The sequence below is a fragment of the Gilvimarinus sp. F26214L genome (genome assembly GCF_054401055.1).
On sequence record NZ_JBTIYG010000004.1, the window covers coordinates 146,098 to 165,714 of the forward strand.

The 19,617-nt window shown below is 55.2% G+C and carries 18 protein-coding genes; 3 read left to right on the forward strand and 15 right to left on the reverse strand.

Annotated elements, in window-relative coordinates; translation table 11 throughout:
- The 15 genes from ACURWW_RS06160 to ACURWW_RS06230 all read right to left on the reverse strand — a co-directional run bounded on the left by ACURWW_RS06160 (window position 1) and on the right by ACURWW_RS06230 (window position 16,937).
- Entirely contained in the window at window positions 1-414 is a 414-nt protein-coding gene (locus ACURWW_RS06160) for a hypothetical protein (RefSeq protein ID WP_445615910.1), read from the reverse strand.
- Window positions 398-994 carry a nucleotidyltransferase domain-containing protein gene (locus tag ACURWW_RS06165; protein ID WP_445615909.1) on the reverse strand — a complete coding sequence of 199 codons (597 nt, stop codon included), beginning with the start codon at window positions 992-994 and terminating at the stop codon, window positions 398-400. The genes ACURWW_RS06160 and ACURWW_RS06165 overlap by 17 nt, the downstream gene beginning before the upstream one ends.
- Window positions 995-1,103: 109 nt before the next feature.
- Complete coding sequence (locus tag ACURWW_RS06170; protein ID WP_445615907.1) at window positions 1,104-2,165, reverse strand: hypothetical protein; 1,062 nt, start codon at window positions 2,163-2,165, stop codon at window positions 1,104-1,106.
- A 92-nt stretch (window positions 2,166-2,257) separates the two neighbouring features.
- Window positions 2,258-2,725 (reverse strand): type II toxin-antitoxin system VapC family toxin, encoded by a 468-nt coding sequence (locus ACURWW_RS06175; protein WP_445615905.1) that lies wholly within the window; start codon window positions 2,723-2,725, stop codon window positions 2,258-2,260.
- The gene (locus ACURWW_RS06180; RefSeq protein WP_445615903.1) at window positions 2,722-2,967 is read right to left on the reverse strand and encodes a DUF6364 family protein; all 246 of its coding nucleotides are present in this window, start codon (window positions 2,965-2,967) and stop codon (window positions 2,722-2,724) included. Before ACURWW_RS06180 ends, ACURWW_RS06175 begins: the two co-directional genes overlap by 4 nt.
- 174 nt (window positions 2,968-3,141) lie before the next feature.
- Window positions 3,142-4,356, reverse strand: a complete 1,215-nt coding sequence (locus tag ACURWW_RS06185; protein ID WP_445615902.1) for a YncE family protein — start codon at window positions 4,354-4,356, stop codon at window positions 3,142-3,144.
- A gap of 219 nt (window positions 4,357-4,575) precedes the next feature.
- A complete protein-coding gene (locus ACURWW_RS06190) occupies window positions 4,576-7,593 on the reverse strand; it encodes a hypothetical protein (RefSeq protein ID WP_445615900.1) in 3,018 nt (1,005 codons plus the stop codon).
- Window positions 7,594-7,797: 204 nt separating this feature from the next.
- Entirely contained in the window at window positions 7,798-8,748 is a 951-nt protein-coding gene (locus tag ACURWW_RS06195; protein WP_445615899.1) for a restriction endonuclease, read from the reverse strand.
- A 109-nt stretch (window positions 8,749-8,857) separates the two neighbouring features.
- Entirely contained in the window at window positions 8,858-9,958 is a 1,101-nt protein-coding gene (locus tag ACURWW_RS06200) for a DUF4268 domain-containing protein (RefSeq protein WP_458618448.1), read from the reverse strand.
- Between the two features lie 47 nt (window positions 9,959-10,005).
- Window positions 10,006-13,242, reverse strand: a complete 3,237-nt coding sequence (locus ACURWW_RS06205) for a type I restriction endonuclease subunit R (protein ID WP_445615897.1) — start codon at window positions 13,240-13,242, stop codon at window positions 10,006-10,008.
- A 20-nt stretch (window positions 13,243-13,262) separates the two neighbouring features.
- Window positions 13,263-13,640 (reverse strand): hypothetical protein, encoded by a 378-nt coding sequence (locus ACURWW_RS06210; protein WP_445615895.1) that lies wholly within the window; start codon window positions 13,638-13,640, stop codon window positions 13,263-13,265.
- 2 nt (window positions 13,641-13,642) lie between these two features.
- The gene (locus tag ACURWW_RS06215) at window positions 13,643-13,867 is read right to left on the reverse strand and encodes a hypothetical protein (RefSeq protein WP_445615894.1); all 225 of its coding nucleotides are present in this window, start codon (window positions 13,865-13,867) and stop codon (window positions 13,643-13,645) included.
- 86 nt (window positions 13,868-13,953) lie between these two features.
- Window positions 13,954-14,403 (reverse strand): restriction endonuclease subunit S, encoded by a 450-nt coding sequence (locus tag ACURWW_RS06220; RefSeq protein ID WP_458618449.1) that lies wholly within the window; start codon window positions 14,401-14,403, stop codon window positions 13,954-13,956.
- The gene (locus ACURWW_RS06225; protein WP_445615892.1) at window positions 14,312-15,337 is read right to left on the reverse strand and encodes a restriction endonuclease subunit S; all 1,026 of its coding nucleotides are present in this window, start codon (window positions 15,335-15,337) and stop codon (window positions 14,312-14,314) included. The genes ACURWW_RS06220 and ACURWW_RS06225 overlap by 92 nt, the downstream gene beginning before the upstream one ends.
- Window positions 15,327-16,937 (reverse strand): class I SAM-dependent DNA methyltransferase, encoded by a 1,611-nt coding sequence (locus ACURWW_RS06230; protein WP_445615891.1) that lies wholly within the window; start codon window positions 16,935-16,937, stop codon window positions 15,327-15,329. Before ACURWW_RS06230 ends, ACURWW_RS06225 begins: the two co-directional genes overlap by 11 nt.
- Window positions 16,938-17,289: 352 nt before the next feature.
- Here ACURWW_RS06230 and ACURWW_RS06235 point away from each other — a divergent pair, with 352 nt between their 5' ends.
- The 3 genes from ACURWW_RS06235 (at window position 17,290) to ACURWW_RS06245 (ending at window position 19,506) form a co-directional block, all read left to right on the forward strand.
- Window positions 17,290-17,505: a hypothetical protein gene (locus ACURWW_RS06235; protein WP_445615890.1), complete on the forward strand. Its 216-nt coding sequence runs from the start codon at window positions 17,290-17,292 to the stop codon at window positions 17,503-17,505.
- A 322-nt stretch (window positions 17,506-17,827) separates the two neighbouring features.
- Complete coding sequence (locus ACURWW_RS06240; RefSeq protein WP_445615888.1) at window positions 17,828-18,181, forward strand: helix-turn-helix domain-containing protein; 354 nt, start codon at window positions 17,828-17,830, stop codon at window positions 18,179-18,181.
- Window positions 18,178-19,506: a type II toxin-antitoxin system HipA family toxin gene (locus ACURWW_RS06245; protein WP_445615886.1), complete on the forward strand. Its 1,329-nt coding sequence runs from the start codon at window positions 18,178-18,180 to the stop codon at window positions 19,504-19,506. Before ACURWW_RS06240 ends, ACURWW_RS06245 begins: the two co-directional genes overlap by 4 nt.
- Window positions 19,507-19,617: the final 111 nt, after the last annotated feature.

Here is a 19,617-nt window from a genome sequence, read left to right on the forward strand (position 1 = left end):
TCATCGTCCCGTTAGTGCCTTGACTTCGGCTAGCATGATGCGCGCGGTAGCGATTAACTCTGCTAGCAACTGCTCTTCTATCTCCAGGTGCCCCTCGTACTCGGCGATGTTTCTTCGTTTGTGACACTGGTCTAACACCCGCCAGCGGGCCGATTCCCAGCCGAGTGTATGCTGCAATGATTGGAAAACGATATAGCGGTTTTCAGCGCGGTATCCATAGCTGCGTAATGCTGCCAAACCCAGGGAATGGGCAGCCGCATAAGCAAGCGAAAACTGGCTGTCGGTGGAAAGGTTTGGAATCGCAGCGTCTTTGAGCTTCGTTTCCGCAGCACGTATCATCCCTTCGATTTCGCGCTGGTCCGGCGGCTCCGGCCTAAGCTGTTTGGCCTTGACCAAGTTATTTAATCCCTCCATGGTCTTCCCCTTTTATCCATAGTTTTCCTTGCCCCATTACCCGAGTAACGAAATGCTGCTGCTCGGCTATGCGTTTCGAAAATTCAGCCGGCGTGTAAACCGTCGGATTGATAGTACGTCCGAGTCGCTCTTCCGCCGGCAACAAGGCATTGATCAGGTCGCTGTAACTCACATCATCGCCCACTATCATCAAATCAACATCACTGCCCGCGTGCTCCTGGCCCTTGGCAACGGAGCCATAAACAAAAGCAATGTCGAAGGAGTCGAGAATTGGATCCAAAGCTTGCTTCAGCACGTCCACTACGCCAAACGTTTTGAGGACTATACCCCTCAGCTCACTGAAGATGGGGCACTCCGCATTGGCCTGGTAATGGGTCTGGTTGCCGCGTCGTTCCGAAGTCAGCAGCCCAGCCTGCCTCAAACGCTCAAGCTCCCGCTTGACAGTTCCCTTGCCCATTCCGGCGAGGCGGACAATTTCGTTCAGATAAAAAGTTTGCTCAGGGCGACTAAACAATAATCCCAGCACTTGCTGCTGGGTGCGAGTAAATAACGCGTCGCCTATGGCGGAGTTGAGCGCCATACAAGATCACCTAAAAAGTCCCATTTTGGGAACTATAGGTCCCTTTTTGGGACTTTTCAAGTTCCGCAACAAGAAACCGACGCAGGGCCCCGTGTGCTGCAGCCGAGGCTCAATCCTCTTCCGAATCCTCGGACTCATCCTCCGCCGGGATCAAGCCCTTATCCTGCATCCGCCCGATTTTCAGGGCGTTTTCCATTGCGTAGTTGCCCTCGTGGCAGGCGTATTCATAAAGGCCCGCTGACGGACTGAACTCATACTCGCCGCCCCAGGGCTCGTCCCACACCAGCGGGTCCTCCACCTCGAATGCGTAGTGCAGCCTATCCGGCGCAACACGTGTAAAGCGCTCAGTGACCTTCAACTGATCAGAGGCGTGGTGGAAGTACTGCTTCGGGCTGTAGTTGATGGTCTCCACCACCAGCGTGTCTCCCTCGTACCAGCCAATGGAGTCGCCCATCCAGGGCCGTGTTACTGCCGAGGCGGGGTTGTGTTCGGCATTCAGGCGGACGATCCGTGCATCATGGATGGTTTCCGCAAGAATCATCACGTGATCAGGGGATTGCACAATCTGATAGTTCGCGTTGTAAGCGCCCTGATGCAGCACCGCGCCGGCTTGGGACGGCCAGAAAATACAGCGCTCTACCGATGAGCGTGTTTCATAGGATGTGAGGTCTCCCACATCGATCGTGAAGAAGATAGTGTGCCAGCCATCTGTTTTCTTCGGCGGTGCGTCCGCTTTGCGTGGCGGAATACGACCATTCTCAGGGTAGGTAATCAAGGAGGTGCGCGGTTCGCCCCCGACTCGCATCACGCTGTTTACATTGCCAGCCCAAAAGCGGTTGTAGCCACCGGTTCGACCATCCGTGGGCGTGCCCTCGTCCGGGTCGGTAGGCGCATTCGCCGCGTGGTACGACGCATCGGCCCGGCCTTCCATCTGCGCGGCTTCCTCGTCGGTCAAAACCAATCGATCGCCATAGCGTTCAGGGCGCTGGAAACGGGTCAGCGTCTCATTGGTCCACAAGCCGGAAATGTCAGGCTGGCCCAGGCTGTTGCGCGGCGACTTGTAGCCGTCCGTGGCACAACCAACCATCGTGGATGCCGCGATAGAAAGAATTAAGGCGGTGACTCCAAGAGAAACACCAGCTTTGCGCTGCGCGACTTGTACAGATGACATACACCCCCCTTCTGGGACTACCCGAAAATATATTGTTTTCCACATTTTCCCACGGGGTTGAATTGGTGGCAAGCACGATGCCGCTTGCCGACTCACTTCCCTCCTTCACGGTGGTAGTCGGCCACTGGGCTCTGTATCTGGTTCGGCTGATGCGAATCGGAATGCAGGAGGTGCTCCTCCGGTGTGAGTGCCGCTACGGGAGAGTCGCGGAAATCTTTGACATTGCGCGTGATGATAGCCTCGCAGGCAGCGCTCGCGGCCGCCGCAGCAACCACTGCATCCTCAAAGTCGGCCCAGCCCAACTGGAAGGCCCGGACCAACTCCCCGCGCCCAACCGGGGCGACTTCGAAGTATTTCAGTAACCAGTCCACCGCTTCCCCGGCTCGCTTTCCGCTATGGCATCGCGAGATCAGGTAATGGGCCGTAGTCACTGCGTGAGCGGCCAATGCCCCGCCCTCCTCCCGGCGGACGACCCTCTCCAGCACAGCCGCGGAGGCTCGGTAGTGTGGCTCGCGCTTTTGAAATACATCCAGAAGCACGTTGAGATTCACAAGAATCATCGGGAATGCTTCTCGATCTGGTGCCGACGGTATTCCTCCTCGAGGTCGACGTCTGGGGGCAAAATCCCGCTAATGAAATCCAATTCCGGTGCAGGCTCCCGGGATTCCAGCGCACGGATGCGGCGCAGGTATCGGTCGATGACCTCAGTCACCGTGAGCCCGTGTGTTTTGGCGTACTGCTTAACAAAAGCCACGTCCTGAACAGGCAGGCGGATCGTCAGCTTGTTGGTTTCGTTCTGCATGGGGTTGTCCGTACGGCTGTTTTCTGAAGAGTGTACGGCAAACTCTGAAAGGAGCAAGCCAGAACAGTGGCCGGCTTGGGCGGGGTGGTCATTATGGTGTTCCCCTGCTGGTGAGCGGGTCGGCCGCCTACTGTTTATACATAGCAGCGCGTTTAAATGTCCACCGACGGTTCCTTATTTGACCTCTCGCAGGCTTATCAGGACCGAGGTCGGCAGGAATCCAACGGTCACATGCTTCGGCCCACGGCCGACGGGAATGCGAGCGATCTCGGTCTGCTGTTGGAGATCGACAATCGAAACATCGTCGCTGCGATTGTTGGGCAGGATGCAAAGGCGTCCATCGCCAGAAACTTCGGCCCAGCTTGGCGCGTCGCCGACCGGAACGGTTGCGACCAGCGAAAGATCCTCCGCATTGACAATCCCCGCGTAGTCGGAAGCGCGTCCGGCAGCGCACAGCGTTTTTTCATCGGGCGTTAAAGCCAGTCCGTGGTGAGGCGCCTCGAAATCCCAATCGCCTTCCGTAACTCCATCCGCCACGGGCAGATCGATCCGAGCAGTAGTTGTATCAGATCTCAAATCACGAGCAACAATGGCGTGCGTATTCGAGAGCTGGGCGTAAATCGTGCCGCCATCCTCGGTGAGCTGGAATGGACGAACTCCAGAATCGAACCGGTATTCTTTCAGCACCTCCAGGGTATCTCCATCGGCCACAGTGATGGTGTAGGCCTCGGGGCTGTTTCCCCGGTTGGCGACGTCGACCTGCATATCACCGAGACTGGCCACGTAGATCTCTGCACCATCGGGCGTCACATGAATATCGTGCGGCCAGTGTCCGGTTTTGAACGAGCCCACCTTGTTGCCCGATTCAGTATCCAGGACCTCCACGATATTCCCGGATTGGATAAGCGCCGCCACATACAAACGCTTGCCATTGGGAGAAATGTCCATGTGATCCGATCGGATTCCGGCAATAGGTGTCCGCCACAGAATGTCACCGGAGGAAATATCCATCGCAATCACATCACCGAGGAATCCGCGGGATACGAACATCACCGTGCCGTCCTTCGACAGATCCGTGTCCTGAGCGTAATTCAAGCCGCCCCGCCCTTCGATCATATCCTGGGCATACCACTGCATCGGATCGCGGAGAAGCGACACCTTCGGCCCGTCGGGGATGACATTCAAGGTCTTTAGGACCTGAAAGCTCTCCAGATCAACAACAGAGACCGTTCCGCCCACCGCGTTGGAGACCAGAGCAACTTCACGCGTGGGTCCGGCTGGATCTCCAGATGAGACTCTTGGCCCCGTACCATGGCCGGCCTCTCGCCAGGAAAGCACCAGCGCGATACCGCAGATGATTGCAAGGGAGGTCAGTATTATTTTCTTCATGTTTGTCCCCTTCCATCGCTGCGGTCGGTGAATCTTCAATCGTGTATCGGTGTCCCGCTCTGCCCTTCTCGAGCCTGAACTATCCAATGATAAGCGAATGACAGAGCCGCAATCTCGAAAACCATCACCAATACCGACACAAGCGCCGTAAGGAAGGACGCATGCGGTATCATATCCATCAACGTCGAAAGCAGGCCCATGAATTCCACGGGAAAATTCCTACTTCGATACAATTACGCGATTTCCGTTCACCGGATCAACCGCAAATATGGCGTCCCGTGCGGTGTCGTTGATGAAGTACATACTCCCATCCCAGCTAACTAGAACATTCGTGGGCGTGTGCGGCATGGGACCATTCCCGATTGCGTCATCGTACAAAATCGTCCGATCACCACTACCCGGGTCAATCAGGATTATGCGACTTTGTTTTCCCACCACTTCAGTGGAATGAACGGTCACTAATCGTCCTCGCAGCGGATCGAAGGCAATGCCATTTATGTCATACAAAGGAGGGCCATCGCCTATATCCTCGCTCGAAACGATCGAGGCCACGCCTGTCGTCAGGTCTACTTTTGATACAAATCGTCCCAAATAGGAATGGCTTGCGTAAAGTAGCTGCCCGGCAGCGTCCAAGGACACACCTCTAACGCCTTGTAAGACCACCCCGCTTCCCGTTGTGCCGCCCGAAATCTCCGTTATCTCTCCCGTGACGGGGTCCAGCGCCAGCGTGTCAGCACCTTGTCGCAATACTAAGCGCCCGTGGATCTCATCAAAAAGCAACTGGCCGGTAACCCCCTCAACAAAGACGCTACGGTCACCGGTAGCTGGATCAACCAGCCGAATAGCTTCGTTGTCCAAGTGATAGTTCCCCGAGTCGGCCACAAAGACATTGCCGGTCCTCGGATCGATCGCCACCGAGATCGCGAATTCGAAGTTGTCACCTGTACCCCGATCTAAATCCGAAATGACGGTGCGATTGCCATTAGCCAAATCGACCGTCCCTACCGAATCCAGGCCCCTACCGAGCGCTCCATCATTAATCCCGGTATCGACCAATAGCAGACGATCGTTGCTCTGATCCAGGACCATGTCACTAACGCGCCCAAAACGGTAGCCGTCGCCGATATCCAACCCCAAAGGCACTCGCGCTCTGCTCAAAGTTGTCTGATCAAGCTCAAGGACAGAGCCGATCATTTCTGCCAAGAAAACACGCGCGCTCGCTTCGTCGACCTCTATGGCCACTGGCATTTTGGGCGAATCGCCATCCCGGTCGAATTCAGCGTACAACGTCCGGTTTCCAGTGGCCGGGTCGACTTGCAGGAGGCGCGAGTGACCATCCTGACTGTCGATCACCAGGATTTGTCCGCTTGCATCGTCAAACGTCAGATCGCTGTATCCCCATGGATACTCGCCCGCTCCACGAGCGTTGTCGGAGACCCTCCTAAATAAGCCGGAGGTCAAGTCTACTGACATAATTGCCTGTTCGTTTGTCAAATAGACCAGGTTGTTATTCGCATCCAACGCAAGTGATCTTACGTAACTCAACGGATTTCCGGCCGTCTCAAAGTCGAAAAAGGTTCGATCACCCGTGGTAATGTCCACGCGCACCAAGCTGTACGAATTCTGATCCAGCACTAGCAAATCATGGTTAGATGAGTCGAACTGAAGATGATGTGGTGACACCAGTGGGTCACCAGCGCCAACACTGGGGCCCGACACCTCGGCACGGTGCCCTGTTGCCAGGTCGATCCGAACAATTCCCGGCAACCCAAAGTCAGTCACATACAAGGTATCACTCAGAACATCAAATACCACACGCCTCGGTTCCGCGAGCGGCACCCCCGTTCCGACAGTGTCACTCGAAACAGTCGAAACCATGCCAGTAACCGCATCCACCGTTAGCAGACTGCCCAACTCCGCATCTACGACAAAAAACTGATCATTCATGCTGTCATAGGCGAACCCCGTTACAAGCGTTATGTCGATTGAGCTCTTAATTGCCACCCGAGCGGCGTTGGCGTCCGTATTCGAACGCGCATCGGTTGCCTCAACGGTCAGTTCGTTGCCACCTCGGATGAGTGGGACGTCCACTTCCCAGGTGAGAAAATCATCGGTCGATTGTGCCTCGATGCCATTAACCTGGATACTGCTGATTCCGCAAATGTCGCTTGCCTCGCCTCGCACAAGCACGCTGGTTTCACTTGTCGTCGATAAAGCCGGGGGAAACGCCACATTCACCACGGGCGGGTCCGTGTCTAGAGCATCGAATGTCGTAACGGAAAACTCTTCAGACGTGTTGCCGATCGTAAGCTCTGCGCGACTGACCGCTGAAAGATCACTTGAACTCACCTGCCGGACGATGACCGAATCCCCGTTAGCGACGGACGCAGGATCAACCGCGAAGGGGCCACCATTAACAGAATACTCGCCACGCACAACAGAGATCGGCGCCTCGACCTCCAGGCCACCCACAGTGATAGCGTTCGACTCGTATACCGTGTCTGTACACATCCCATCAAGGGCTACAAATGAAAAAGGATCGGGCGTGGCGTCCGCGGTCCGCGTCGTTACCGTGAAATCACCTGCGATTCCCCCAATACGAAGAGTTGTGATGGAGGTGCTTTCAAATGCCTCGGAACTTTGCAATCGCACAGTCACCGACTGCCCTTCGCGGACCAGATCGGGATCGGAAGTGAACTCAGCACCATCAACGGAATACTCGCCGCCGGTAATGCTCACTTTTGTACTGTTGTTAATTCCACCGATGATAATTGCATTAGATGTATAGAACGTACTCCTTTCCGCATCGTCAGCGCTGTCGAAAGAAAAGCTCTCCGGAACAGTGTCTTCGGAGACTGTCGTTACCTTAAAGCCTCCGGATACACCGCCCACCGACAGAACAGCGTTGGTCGTCGTCGAGAACTGGCCCGAGGAGGTCTGCCGCAGAACAACTCGCTGATTATTGACGATAGTTCCAGTTCCACTGGTAAAGCCACCTCCATCGATAGAGTATTCACCACCTTCAATGCTGATTCGCGCCGGTGCGTCGATGCCGGTAATGGCCACCGCATTGGATTGAATAACAGTTGACCGTCTTACATCGTCATGGTCTAAAAATGAGAACGCGTCGGGGACAGTGTCGTTCGTGGCTCCATCTGAGCCGCCACCGCCACCATTTCCGCCTCCCCCGCCTCCGCCGCCACACCCGAAAAGCATGACTACTAAATGAATTATCAATACACTTGCTAGGCCTCGGGACACTGCGATTCTCCGTTATTTTAGACTTATAAAATGAAGTACCAGCGCTGAACTGGTCGATAGTAAGCGTTGTTCAGAGCGGTGCAGAAGGGCGAGCAGCCCTCAGGCGCAGAGCGCCAAATCTTATTGATCTGGATGATGATGGCAAACTCGGAAACCGGTCCGACTCGTCTGTCCTTTCCCTCAGCTACTCTTAACCTCGTCCAACATCTCATCCCAGAAGTCGGTGTCCAGCTTTTTGACCGTCAGCGTTTGCTCCGCTTGCATACCCAAGCCGTAGTCGTAGATATACTGCGCAAGCTGGTCTCCATCGACCAATACAAGTGTTGTGGTGCCGTTCAGACTTTCTGCATACTGGACAGCGCCGGCTGAAAAGTACGAAGTGGTAATAAAAACGCCCTTCTGGGACTGGGCCACAGCGAGCGCGCCGACGAACTTCTGGATATCGTCCCGCCCGACCCCGATATCTCGTCGGTAACGCTTCGCCTGCAAATGAATGCGCCCAAGGCCCAACACATCCTCTTTAATTATGCCGTCAATGCCGCCATCATTGGACATCTTCGTAACCTGCAAGGCATCGTCGATCTTCCCCCCGTAGCCCATTCGATCCAAAAGCTTCACAACCAGTTTTTCGAACTCAAAGGGCGATTTGCTAAGGATCGTGTCTAGAATCTGCTCATACACCGCCCCGCGAATTGATTCATAAGCGCTCAGCATCTGTTCTTGTGGCGTCTGTTCGTCGGCATCGATCTGCGGGGCGGGTGTTGATCCCTTCGCTGCCTGCTTGGCACGACTCCGCTCCGCAACCGTCTGCTTCACGAATGGTTTGATGTCGTCAGGTTTGTCCAGAAACTGTCGCCCGAGCTCCGTGATCTCGTAGTGCCCCCGCTTTGGCCTGCTCAGCAGTCCGCTGTTTGTTAAGTAGCTGAGACACCAGGACAATCTGTCCAGGAAAATAGTGCCGTTCCCGGAGCTGTACTCGATCGCAAGGGCTTCGTCCGAGAGACCAAAGACGTCCGCGATTGGCCTCTCCATACTCCGCCACGCGGTCACTCCTGCATCGGACAGATAGCGCAACGCTGGTTCAAAGAGGTCATCGTAGCGAGGAAGCGAATCTGGTTCTGTCTTAATCATTATATAGTGTCCGTATTTGTGATCGTTGCATATGCAGCTGGCTGCAGCTGCCTCAAATCTCGTTGTCGATCGCCAGCCGCGGCAACAAGGATCTCAGCATGACCTCTCGTTAAGGAATCGAAATGCTCAACTCATCAAACGCGGGTCGTGCAGCGTTGAGTAGATTGATCAAAGTACTGATCAGCCATTGGTTACAGGTTGGCCAGTTCGCCTCGTCAAACGCACTGACCCGGTTCCGGATCGATAGCTTGCGGGCCTTGCCTCTCACGTCGATATCTTCAATTTCCGTCCCTAGCCGATTTCTCAGGCCCGCCACATCCAACCGTTCGTAAACTGCCAGGCCTGACTTTCCACGGAAGACAAGCCGCACCTCGAGTTCGTGCTGTTTGAACTCCAGAACCACGAACAATCCACGGCCTGGCAGGGCTTCACGAAGATACCGATGCGGACCAGGAACCGCATCTGCGAAAGCCCGAGTACCGCTCTTGTGCAATTGTGGGAGAAACTGCTCCCAGAAGGCCCGCCGCACGCGAATACGATTTGGGGAGCCGGACTTATCCTCCCGCTCCTGCTCCTCCTTCTGGTTAATGCTGATCATGTATTCTTCGGCTTCTTTGACAGGAATAATCTGGTCCAGCGACAAGAAAAGGGACTCACCCAGGGAATACGCGGTAGCCCGAACACAGCGTAGATCGATGCGGTGGCTGCGTAGCCAGAGCGCTGTGGAAGTCACCTCCTTTCGGAAGTTGGCGGCCACGAGAATGATTCGTTGGCCTTGTCCACTATTCAGGATCAAATCATCAAACTCGACACCCCCGAAGAACTCAGTAAGCTTGATTTCAGCGTTCTCCCCCGGACCTAATTTGTCCAGGTAGGTCTGGTAGATCGTCGCAATCTGACGCTTGCTGAGACTCGAACAATACGAAACATACTTGAGTGCTTGCCATACCACGTCCCGACCTGAGTCATCGAGTTTGTTCTCGATCACAACCAGATTTCCCGCCTTATCAAGCGCCAGCAGGTCCAGGCGCTCACGAGTATCCGCGAATCCATCAAACTCTTTCTGAATGATCAGCAGATCTTCCCCGAGGGCCTGCGGGTTAGCTGCCAACCACTCCTGCAGGTGATCTCGCTCGCGAAAACCCAGCTGCGAGAAATCCATCTTCTGCAAAGCTTGGATGGTGTTCTGGTTGGTATCGATTTGGTACATAACTAACCCTGTTCGAAACGAACGACTGAAATCGTAGAGCCTGCTTGTCAGACGTGGGCCCTAAACCTCTTGAAGTTCTCCGCCTGTTCAAAGATCTCTTTGTAAACCTCATCCCGATCCACTGGCGGGTAGCCGTGCTCCGCCAGAACCAGAATCAGGTCCACCTTCAGCTCCGCCTTGATGTCGGCGCGCTGGTTCCAATCGGTGTACCTGGCTTTGTCATCCACCACAGCCTTCACGGCTTTGGATAACGCCAGCAGCTTGTCTTCCGGATAAGTGAAGTCATACCGGTTGGCGAGCTTCTTCAGGATGTCGTAAAAGGCTTTTTCTTCCAGGTCGATGCCCAGATCGGCGAAGGATTCCTTTTCCTTTTTCAGCGCCTGAATCAAGTCGATAATTTCGTCGGAGAAATCTTCCAGGACGTTACTGACCAGAACGTCGTCTTCTTTGCGTTCGTTGTAGTGGTCCACCAGCTTGCGAAACTTCTCGGCGAAGTCGATGGCCTGGGTCTTGTTGACCTTTTTGAAGTCCTCAATGGCCTGGGCAAGCAGTTTTTGGAGGAGTTTGATTTTGGTGTTTGGGAGTTTGATCTTCTCGATCTTGGCGAGGTAGTCGTCGGCGAATATGTCCATCTCCTCGCCCTGGTCTTCGCCCAGTTTGAAGATTTCTTCGACTCCGTCGGCTTTGAGGGCCTCGGCGATCATTTCGCGGACGCGGGCGTTCATTTGGGAGATGTCAGGGGCATCGCCCTTGGTGAGTTTGAAGACGATGGAGCGAATGGCCAGGTAGAAGTGGATCAGGTCACGCTCGGGCTGGGTGATGGCTTCGGAGCCGCAGCAGATGTCGTAGGCAGCCTTGAGGCGCTTGACCAGGGCCATGAAGCGTTTTTCTATCTTGTCGGTGATCTGAACGTATTCGGCGGCCATGTTGAGGCAGTTGAGCTGCTCCACGGGGCTGCCGGTGAAATAGGGGCCGCTATCAAATTTGTGGAAGATCTTGCCCAGCAAATCGAGATGGTCCTTGACCACAATGACGGATTGGGCGATTTCCTCGATGTTTTGCTGGTCCGCCTTGTTGTAGTGGGCCAGGGCCAGGTTCATCTGCTTCTTGATACCGATGTAGTCCACCACCAGGCCTTTATCCTTGCCCTCGTACTTGCGGTTGACGCGGGAGATGGTCTGGATCAGGTTGTGGCGCTGGATGGGCTTGTCGATGTAGATGGTATCGAGAAAGGGAACGTCGAAGCCCGTGAGCCACATGTCCACCACAATGGCGATTTTGAAGTTGGACTTGGGGTTCTTGAACTGCCGGTCCAGCTCCGTGCGGTGTTCCTTCGAGCCCAGCATGTTGTAGAGGTCCTTCTCGTCATCCTTGCCACGGGTCATGATCATCTTGATCCGCTCCATGGGCTTGATCTCTTTTTTCTCTTTCTCCGTTAGCTCGGCGCCCTCTTCCGCCGCCAGCACCTCATTCCATTGGGGCCGAAGGTTCACCACTTCCTGCCAGAAGGCGTAGGCAATCTCACGGCTGCTGCTGACGAACAGCGCCTTGCCTTTGACCGTGGCACCTTCCTCAATGCGCTTTTCGTAATGGTGGACGAAGTCGATGGCCAGCGCCTTGATCCGGTCCGGATCGCCGAGGATGGCCTTCATATTGGCGCTGGCCTTTTTGCTCTCTTCGATCTGATAGTCGTTGGTACCCTGCTCCGCGCACTGGGCATAGTAGTCTTCGATTTCCTGAAGCCTGTCATTATCCAGTATCACCTTGGCGGCGCGGCCCTCGTAAACGATGCGCACGGTGATCTCGTCCTTCACGGATTCGGTCATGGTGTAGCTGTCCACCACCTCGCCGAACACGTCCAGCGTTGCGTCGATGGGCGTACCGGTAAAGCCCACGTAGGTGGCATTGGGCAGAGAATCGTGGAGGTATTTGGCGAAACCGAAGGTGCGTTTCACGCCCTTGTCCGTTACGCGGACCTTCTGGTCCAGGTTGATCTGGCTGCGGTGGGCCTCGTCGCTGATGCAGATGACATTACTCCGTTCAGTGAGCAGCTCCGTATCCTCGGTGAATTTGTGGATGGTGGTGAGAAACACACCGCCGCTGCTGCGGCCCTTCAAGCGCTCGCGCAGGTCCGCACGGCTTTCCACGCTGACCACGGTGTTATCGCCGATATACTCCTTGGCGTTGGTGAACTGGGCGGAGAGCTGGTCGTCCAGGTCCGTACGGTCGGTAATCAGCACAATGGTGGGGCTGGCGAAGTCCACGCTCTTCATCAGCAAACGGGTAAGGAAGAGCATGGTAAAACTTTTGCCGCAGCCGGTGGCGCCAAAGTAGGTACCGCCCTTGCCGTCCCCGTCAGGTTTGCGGTGCTCGAGGATATTGCGGTACAGCTTGGTGGCGGCGTAAAACTGGGGGTAGCGGCAGACGATTTTCGCCTCGGCCTTGGAAACATCCGGGAAGTAGATAAAGTGCCGGATGACCTCCCGCAGGCGGGACTTGTGGAACAGGCCCTGGAGCATGGTATGCAGGGCGTCGATGCCGTCCTGGTCAATGGCTTCGTTGCCGGTGACCTTGCGCCAGGTGTAGTAGAAATCGTAGGGGGCAAACAACGAGCCCATTCGGGAGTTCACCCCGTCGCTTATCACGCAAAGCGCGTTGTACTTCATCAACTCGGGAATGTCCCGGGCATAGCGGACGGTGAGCTGCTTCCAGGCATCGAAGATGGTGGCGTTTTCGCGGATGGCGCTTTTGAACTCGAGGACCACCAGGGGGATACCGTTGATATAGAGGATGGCATCGGGGATGCGCAGGTTGCCGCCCTCGATCTCCATCTGGGTGACCAGCCGGTAGATATTGCCGTCCTCGTACCCGCCCTGCTTCTCGGCAATAACGGTCTCCACCTCGCCCTCCTTTGGCCTCCGCTGCTCCGGCAGGCCCGCATAGTCGATCAACTGGATGTAGAGGTCTTTCTGGAGGCGGTTCTTGTTATCACTGCGCGGCTCCCTTTTTAGGAGGAAGCCATCAGCCACCATTTTGTGGATGGTTTTGTTGCTGTCGTAAAGGTCAGCAGCCGGGAGGCGATCCAACCGGTTGATTACGGCCTCAATTTCGCCGGGGGTAATGCCATCGCCTTTGTAGCGGCGGGCCAGGAACTTGCGCAGGTCATCCTTCAGCAATACCTCTTGAGGAGCGCGCTCCAGCGTGCCACCGGGCGTATGCGGATAGTTCTGTTCGCCCAGCAGGCTGACAATCGCCGCTTCCAGTTTGGGTTCGTCAAACTTCATGGATAGTTTTCCGTTGATGCTCACACTTCGAACTCGATTTCATCCTTTGAGACAAAGTCTTTCTTGCGCATCACCGTGATTGCAATAACCTCTCGCTGACTGCGTCCGGATTGGTCGGGCTGCCTGGACATGGCGCATGGGATATTGATGTCCGTACGGCGGCAGCGCACATTGAATGTATCGTTGTGCTGGAGGCGCAGCAGTTTGCCAAGGTGAATCGTAGTAAGCCGATTGAATATACCCTGTAGCTCCGTGATGGTTATTGCCGGATCGTTCCTTGGGTCGTTCATTCTGTCTCGCACAAAATGAATCGAGAATTTGAATCGCAGGTTATCTTTCTTAAATTTTTCGTTAAGTACCGCTTCCAGCGTGCCGATTTCGTCCAGTGCGATTCCCATGATTATTCTCCTTTTCCGTCCTGGAATTGCTGAAAAATCTCAGTCAGCTTGCGATTAAGCTCCTCGGAACTGCTGGCGCGAATCGTTCCAGCTGGTTCCGAGGCGTCGATGCTGCCGATCCGCACATCGAATTCCTTGTTGTCGAAGGAATCCACGAATACGGCAACTCCGGTTTCCTTATCGACGAAGGATGCATAGTTGTCTGTAATCGACATATCAAACTTCATTCCTTGATCTCCTTGTTTGTTCTGATCGTTATGTCTTTGATCATTCTCAGGTACTTCTGGTCCGCTACCACTACCCTCTTCTCAAATCACACCACTTCGGCGATTTGCGTTTCCGCTTCGGGGATTCGGAGTTGGCCGGACAGAAGCTTCGGAAGCAGCGAATCTCTAATTGACGTCAACGTGGTCGTCTGCTCCGAAATCAATAGCAGCTTTGACAGCATCGGCTCGCTCTGTTGATTGAAAAACGCAGCAATTTGGCCATCGGGCACCAGAAATGGGATAGGCCTGAAGTTCTTCTTGCTGATCTCAAGAAACGTACTCCCGTTCGCACGGTCTTTGACTTTTTCCATGTTCGATCTTGCCCAATTGAGTAGGTAGAGCGGGCCGAAGGTGGAGTTTGGGAGCATTGCAATAATGCCTTGATTCACCGAAACAGGAATATCGCTAATTGCCAAATATCCGATCGGTGCACGGGATGACATCAATACCGTTGCCAGACGGTAGTTGTCCCGATGAAATTCTGGCCACGCCAGCATCCGTCAGGTGCCGTTCGGTATCCATCAACACCCAGGAGGACAAATTCGACATGTCCTTCGGGGTACAGAAAGCATGAGTTCCATATTCCCAGTAGTCCGCGTTTTTTGTGCTCGGTGTACCTCCTCCGGTTGTTTCGACCTGCTCGCCGACAGTGCTGACCTCCCACCCCTCCGGCACCCAGCCCAGTTCCTCGGTGAATACGAAGTCGCTGGGGAATAGTTGCTGGATGTCCGCTGGCAGGGGTTGGCGCTGGTCGCCGAGGGCGGCGCGGCGCTGGGCTTTGGCTTGCAGGGCTTCAGGGATGGGCTTTCCGGCGGCGAGCATGTTGTCGATGACCGGATCGAAATCCACAAACCAGCTTTTGAACAGGGCCTGGGCCATGGATTCGAGGGTGGTGTTGATTTGGCGGTTGAGTTCGATTTTGTTGTCAAGACTCGCCAAAATCCGGAGGATACCGTTTTGAACGTTTAGTGGAGGTATCGGGACTTCAAGGGTATTCAAATTGGTTATATTCAGGTTTTGTTGAACTGATCCAGTTGCCACGGTCTGGATGAGCTGCTGGCCCGTTGTGCTATTGAAAAAATAGCGATAGAACCATGGATTTGCCACGGACCTTCTCAACCTGTATCTGATCAAGAAGGCACCCGGAACTACCGGTCGGTCGAATTCCGTAAAGACAGCCACGGTCCCGACTCTCCCAGTCCTCGTGATAACCAAGTCATCCTTCTGCAAGTAATGAGATCTGAATGCTTTTTCATTTAACTCCGCTAGCGGCATACTCGGAAAATCGATCCTGCCGTCTGCACTTATGTCTTTTGTCCGCAAACAGGCTATGTTTCCGTTATCCGCGTATTCTTTGCTGCTAAAACGCGGACCGAACGCACTCGCTTCGGCAAGTGCACCGAGAGTCGTGGTTGGCCACTCACTCCTCATAACCCAACGCCTCCAAATTGCGTCGAATCACCGCATCCAACTTCTCCCCTTCCTCCATCTGCTTGTAAAGCGTCTGGGTCAACGCCCGCATCTTCTCCTCAAACACTTCCCCATCATCTTCCACTGCCGCCGCGCCCACATAGCGACCGGGGGTAAGCACATAATCATTGGCTTTTATGTCTTCAATGGTGACGGATTTGCAGAAGCCGGGCACATCCTCGTACTTGCCATCCTTCGCTTCACCCCGCCAGGCGTGGTAGGTACGGGCGATTTCCGCGATGTCCTCGGTGGTGAGTTCCTTGTGAGTGCGGTCGATCATGCTGCCCATGTTGCGGGCGTCGATGAAAAGGGTTTCGCCCTGACGGTTGCGGTGGTTGCTGTCGCTGTGGCCGGGGATGACTTCGGCCTTTTTGTTTTTGGTGAGGAACCAGAGGCAGACGGGGATTTGGGTGGTGTAGAAGAGCTGGCCCGGCAGGGCGATCATGCAGTCCACCAGATCGTTTTCGATAATCTTCTGGCGAATCTTGCCTTCGCCACTGGTGTTGGTGCTCATGGAACCGTTGGCCATGACAAAACCCGCAACGCCGTTTTCGGATAGCTTGCTGATCATGTGCAGTATCCAGGCGTAGTTGGCGTTGCCGGTTGGAGGAACTTCGTAGCCGGCCCAGCGGGGGTCGTCGGTGAGTTCGTCGGGGCCGCGCCATTCCTTCAGGTTGAAGGGCGGGTTGGCCATGATGAAGTCCGCCTTCAGGTCCGGGTGCTGGTCCTTGAAGAAGGTGTCCGCCGGTACTTCGCCCAGGTTGGCGGCAATGCCGCGAATGGCCAGGTTCATTTTCGCCAGTTTGTAGGTGGTGCTGGTTTGCTCCTGGCCGTAGATGGAAATGTCTTTTTTGTTGCCCTGGTGGTTTTCCACAAATTTGACGGACTGGACGAACATGCCGCCGCTGCCGCAGCAGGGGTCGTAGATTTTGCCCTGGTAGGGTTCGATCATTTCCGCAATGAGGTTGACCACGCACTTGGGCGTGTAGAACTCGCCCCCGCCTTTGCCTTCGGTGGCGGCAAAGTGGCCGAGGAAGTATTCGTAGACGCGGCCCACCACATCATTTTCGGCGTCGACGATGGTGTCGATGTTGTTGATGGAGTCGATGAGCGCGGCCAGCTTGCTGACGTCCAGCCCCAGGCGGGAGAAGTAGTTATCCGGCAGTGCGCCGCGCAGGGTTTTGTTGTTCTTCTCCACGGTGTGCAGGGCGGTGTCGATTTTCAGCGCAATATCGTCCTGCTTGGCGTTGTTGGCGATGTACTCCCAGCGGGATTCCGCCGGCAGGTAGAAGACGTTTTTCATGGTGTAGAACTCCACCATGTCCACGTAGTCGCCCTGCCCTTCGGCAATCAGCTCTTGCTTGCGGGCCTCGAACTTGTCGCTGATGAATTTGAGGAAGATGAGGGACAGCACCACGTGCTTGTATTCGGAGGATTCCACACTGCCGCGCAGCTTGTCGGCGGTATCCCAGAGGGTTTGCTCGAAGGATTTTTGGGGTTTGGGGGCGGCTTTGCGCTTGGCGGGGGATTTGGTTTTCTTAGCTTTGCTTACTTCGGTCATTACCACGTTCCCTGCTGTGCGGGTGATTACTTTTTGTGCAGAAACCTGCCAAGGGTGGGCATCTGGCGCCTAGATCCCTTAGCTGGCGTAAAAATGATCGCTGGATCAAAGAGATAGACCCGCAACTCAACCATTAAGGATAGCCCTAGGTGGGTTTCTGTGCCACCAGTCTGGAAGCTAATAAGCGTAATTTCGGGCCTGGACGACGGGACCGCTACTTCAATCTCACCTGCCGCGCCTGCTTGGCCCAAACAGCCAACGAATGAGCCCAAACGGCTAACTTGTTTGTTTTGGCTCCAAGCAGCTGGCTAGGATGGCTGCCCACACCAACCGGAGCCAAATAGGAGAGATCATGAAAGCGTCGCCGGGTTTGCTCAATCGCCAAAAAGCCGAACTAGAAGACCAAATCTACCTGCAAATGGACAAGCTACTGGCCCTCTGCGGTATGCAATCTCTCGCTGACGCGAATGACTGCCAGGTGCCGCTTGGCTTGCGGACCAATTATTCAGCGGTGCTGGAGGAGCAGGCCTTGGCCCTGCGAAAGCTTCTGGATCAAGCTTTCGGCTAGGTTACTTGATCTGGACCCGCTGGCGGGTCGTTTCATTCTTCATCATTGGCGCCTTACTCGCTTCTTATCCCGTCAAGTTCACCGTCTCACGGCAAATGCTCAGGAGAATCTGGGCCAGCAGAAGTACCGGGCTCAACCGGCGCCAATAGTGCTTCCCTTTGGCCATTTTCCTAAAAGCCACGATGATGAGTTTTACAGCGCATAACCGACTTTATGCCCACTATCATGTGCTTTAAAGTAATTACCCGACAACGCTTGCAATACCCCTTATGATGCGTATTATCGGTCCTATCTCAATCCACTGCCCACTATAGTGTGTCTTATGACATTCAACTTTTCCCTTGCCAGCGACCAGCAGGTCCACGATGAGCTCTGCCACCGGTTAAGGCAGGCTCGACTCAATGCGGAATTGACACAGAAAGAGCTTGCCGAGCGGTCTGGCGTGGCACTCAACACCATCGGGCGGCTGGAGTTGGGCAAGATAAGCCCTACTCTCGCGTCGATCATCGCCATTCTGCGAGCGTTGGGGCTCATTGAGCAGCTGGACAGCTTCCTGCCGCCACCGCCACCAAGTCCGTTGCGGCAGGTTCAGGGGGGGAGCCCAAAACAGCGGGTGCGCAAGTCGAAGAAGCTGCGCAAGCCGAGCGCTGGCTGGAAATGGGACGATGAAAAATGAGTGAAGTCACGACAGCGGAAGTTATTTTGTGGGGAACGCGCATCGGGGCCGTCACCTGGGACAGGGATCGCGAGCTGGGATACTTCGAATACGATCCAGCTTTTCTCGATGCCCCTGTTGAAGTCTCGCCGATCGTTATGCCAAAAAGCCCGGGCGTAAAAAGCTTTCCCGCACTGCCCCGAACAACCTTCAAGGGCTTGCCTGGCCTGCTGGCCGACAGCTTGCCCGATAAGTTTGGGAACATGCTGATCGACCAGTGGTTGGCGGATCAGGGAAGAGAGGCGGCATCGTTCAGCCCGGTGGAGAGGCTGTGCTACATCGGGAGACGCGGGATTGGGGCGCTCGAGTTTCGGCCCGCGGTAAACGGCGCGGTTCACAAGTCCGAGTCCATTGATCTCGAGGCCCTGGTGGGATTGGCAAACCGCATTCTGATTAAGCGCGAACAGCTGCATACCACCCTGTCCCCTGCGGATGAGCGAGGCATGGAAGAGGGAATGCGACAGATAATCTCCGTCGGATCCTCTGCTGGCGGAGCGCGGGCCAAAGCGATGATTGCCTGGAATCCGGCGACTGGCGAGGTGCGGTCTGGACAGGTAAGCGCACCTGATGGGTTTGAGTATTGGCTGCTGAAGTTCGATGGTGTCGCCGAGAATCGGGACAAGGAACGCCTCGCGGACCCACTGGGATACGGGCGCATTGAATATGCGTACTACCTGATGGCTACTGCGGCTGGAATCACGATGAGTCCCTGCCGATTAGAGGAAGAAAACGGTAGAGCACATTTTATGACGAAGCGCTTTGACCGCGACGAGGCTGGTGAAAAGCTTCACATGCAGTCGCTGTGCGCTATGGCGCACTACGATTTCAACCAGGCAGGAGCCTACAGCTACGTCCAGGCACTGCAGGTTATCAAGCAGTTACGAATGCCCCTTGAGAGGGTCGCGCTGGAGGAGCAGTTTCGGCGGATGGTTTTCAACGTGATGGCCCGCAACCAGGACGACCACACGAAGAACATTGCATTTCTCATGGACAGACGGGGCGAATGGCGCTTGTCGCCGGCATTTGACGTCATCTACAGCTACAACCCGGAGGGCGAGTGGACAGCGCGCCGCCAGATGAGCATCAATGGTAAGCGCGAAGAAATTACTATCGATGATCTTCTAGTGGTGGCGACCCACGCAAACCTCCGCCCCAGTCGAGCCAAAGGGATAATCAACGAAATCCGCGATGCCATACTGAACTGGCCGCACTTCGCTGCCGAGGCAGGCATTGACAATCAAACGATGGAGTCCATTCAGAGGGCGCATCGCTTTTTCAAGGCATAGGAGGCAGAGCCACGGCGGGCCACGCGAGGGTTCTGTCAAAAGATGCGAGAGGAACCTGCATGAAGAGGCCATGTTACTGCTGTCCGAGCCGGAGCATTACAAAAACGCTCG

Excerpts from the sequence above, each read along its gene's own strand:
- ACURWW_RS06205 (WP_445615897.1), bottom strand. The coding sequence starts at position 13,242 with ATGAAGTTTGACGAACCCAAACTGGAAGCGGCGATTGTCAGCCTGCTG.
- ACURWW_RS06160 (WP_445615910.1), bottom strand. The coding sequence starts at position 414 with ATGGAGGGATTAAATAACTTGGTCAAGGCCAAACAGCTTAGGCCGGAG.
- ACURWW_RS06240 (WP_445615888.1), top strand. The coding sequence starts at position 17,828 with ATGACATTCAACTTTTCCCTTGCCAGCGACCAGCAGGTCCACGATGAG.
- ACURWW_RS06170 (WP_445615907.1), bottom strand. The coding sequence starts at position 2,165 with ATGTCATCTGTACAAGTCGCGCAGCGCAAAGCTGGTGTTTCTCTTGGA.
- ACURWW_RS06195 (WP_445615899.1), bottom strand. The coding sequence starts at position 8,748 with ATGATTAAGACAGAACCAGATTCGCTTCCTCGCTACGATGACCTCTTT.
- ACURWW_RS06215 (WP_445615894.1), bottom strand. The coding sequence starts at position 13,867 with ATGAAGTTTGATATGTCGATTACAGACAACTATGCATCCTTCGTCGAT.
- ACURWW_RS06175 (WP_445615905.1), bottom strand. The coding sequence starts at position 2,725 with ATGATTCTTGTGAATCTCAACGTGCTTCTGGATGTATTTCAAAAGCGC.
- ACURWW_RS06230 (WP_445615891.1), bottom strand. The coding sequence starts at position 16,937 with ATGACCGAAGTAAGCAAAGCTAAGAAAACCAAATCCCCCGCCAAGCGC.
- ACURWW_RS06245 (WP_445615886.1), top strand. The coding sequence starts at position 18,178 with ATGAGTGAAGTCACGACAGCGGAAGTTATTTTGTGGGGAACGCGCATC.
- ACURWW_RS06225 (WP_445615892.1), bottom strand. The coding sequence starts at position 15,337 with ATGAGGAGTGAGTGGCCAACCACGACTCTCGGTGCACTTGCCGAAGCG.
- ACURWW_RS06220 (WP_458618449.1), bottom strand. The coding sequence starts at position 14,403 with ATGCTGGCGTGGCCAGAATTTCATCGGGACAACTACCGTCTGGCAACG.
- ACURWW_RS06165 (WP_445615909.1), bottom strand. The coding sequence starts at position 994 with ATGGCGCTCAACTCCGCCATAGGCGACGCGTTATTTACTCGCACCCAG.
- ACURWW_RS06180 (WP_445615903.1), bottom strand. The coding sequence starts at position 2,967 with ATGCAGAACGAAACCAACAAGCTGACGATCCGCCTGCCTGTTCAGGAC.
- ACURWW_RS06235 (WP_445615890.1), top strand. The coding sequence starts at position 17,290 with ATGAAAGCGTCGCCGGGTTTGCTCAATCGCCAAAAAGCCGAACTAGAA.
- ACURWW_RS06200 (WP_458618448.1), bottom strand. The coding sequence starts at position 9,958 with ATGTACCAAATCGATACCAACCAGAACACCATCCAAGCTTTGCAGAAG.
- ACURWW_RS06210 (WP_445615895.1), bottom strand. The coding sequence starts at position 13,640 with ATGGGAATCGCACTGGACGAAATCGGCACGCTGGAAGCGGTACTTAAC.
- ACURWW_RS06185 (WP_445615902.1), bottom strand. The coding sequence starts at position 4,356 with ATGAAGAAAATAATACTGACCTCCCTTGCAATCATCTGCGGTATCGCG.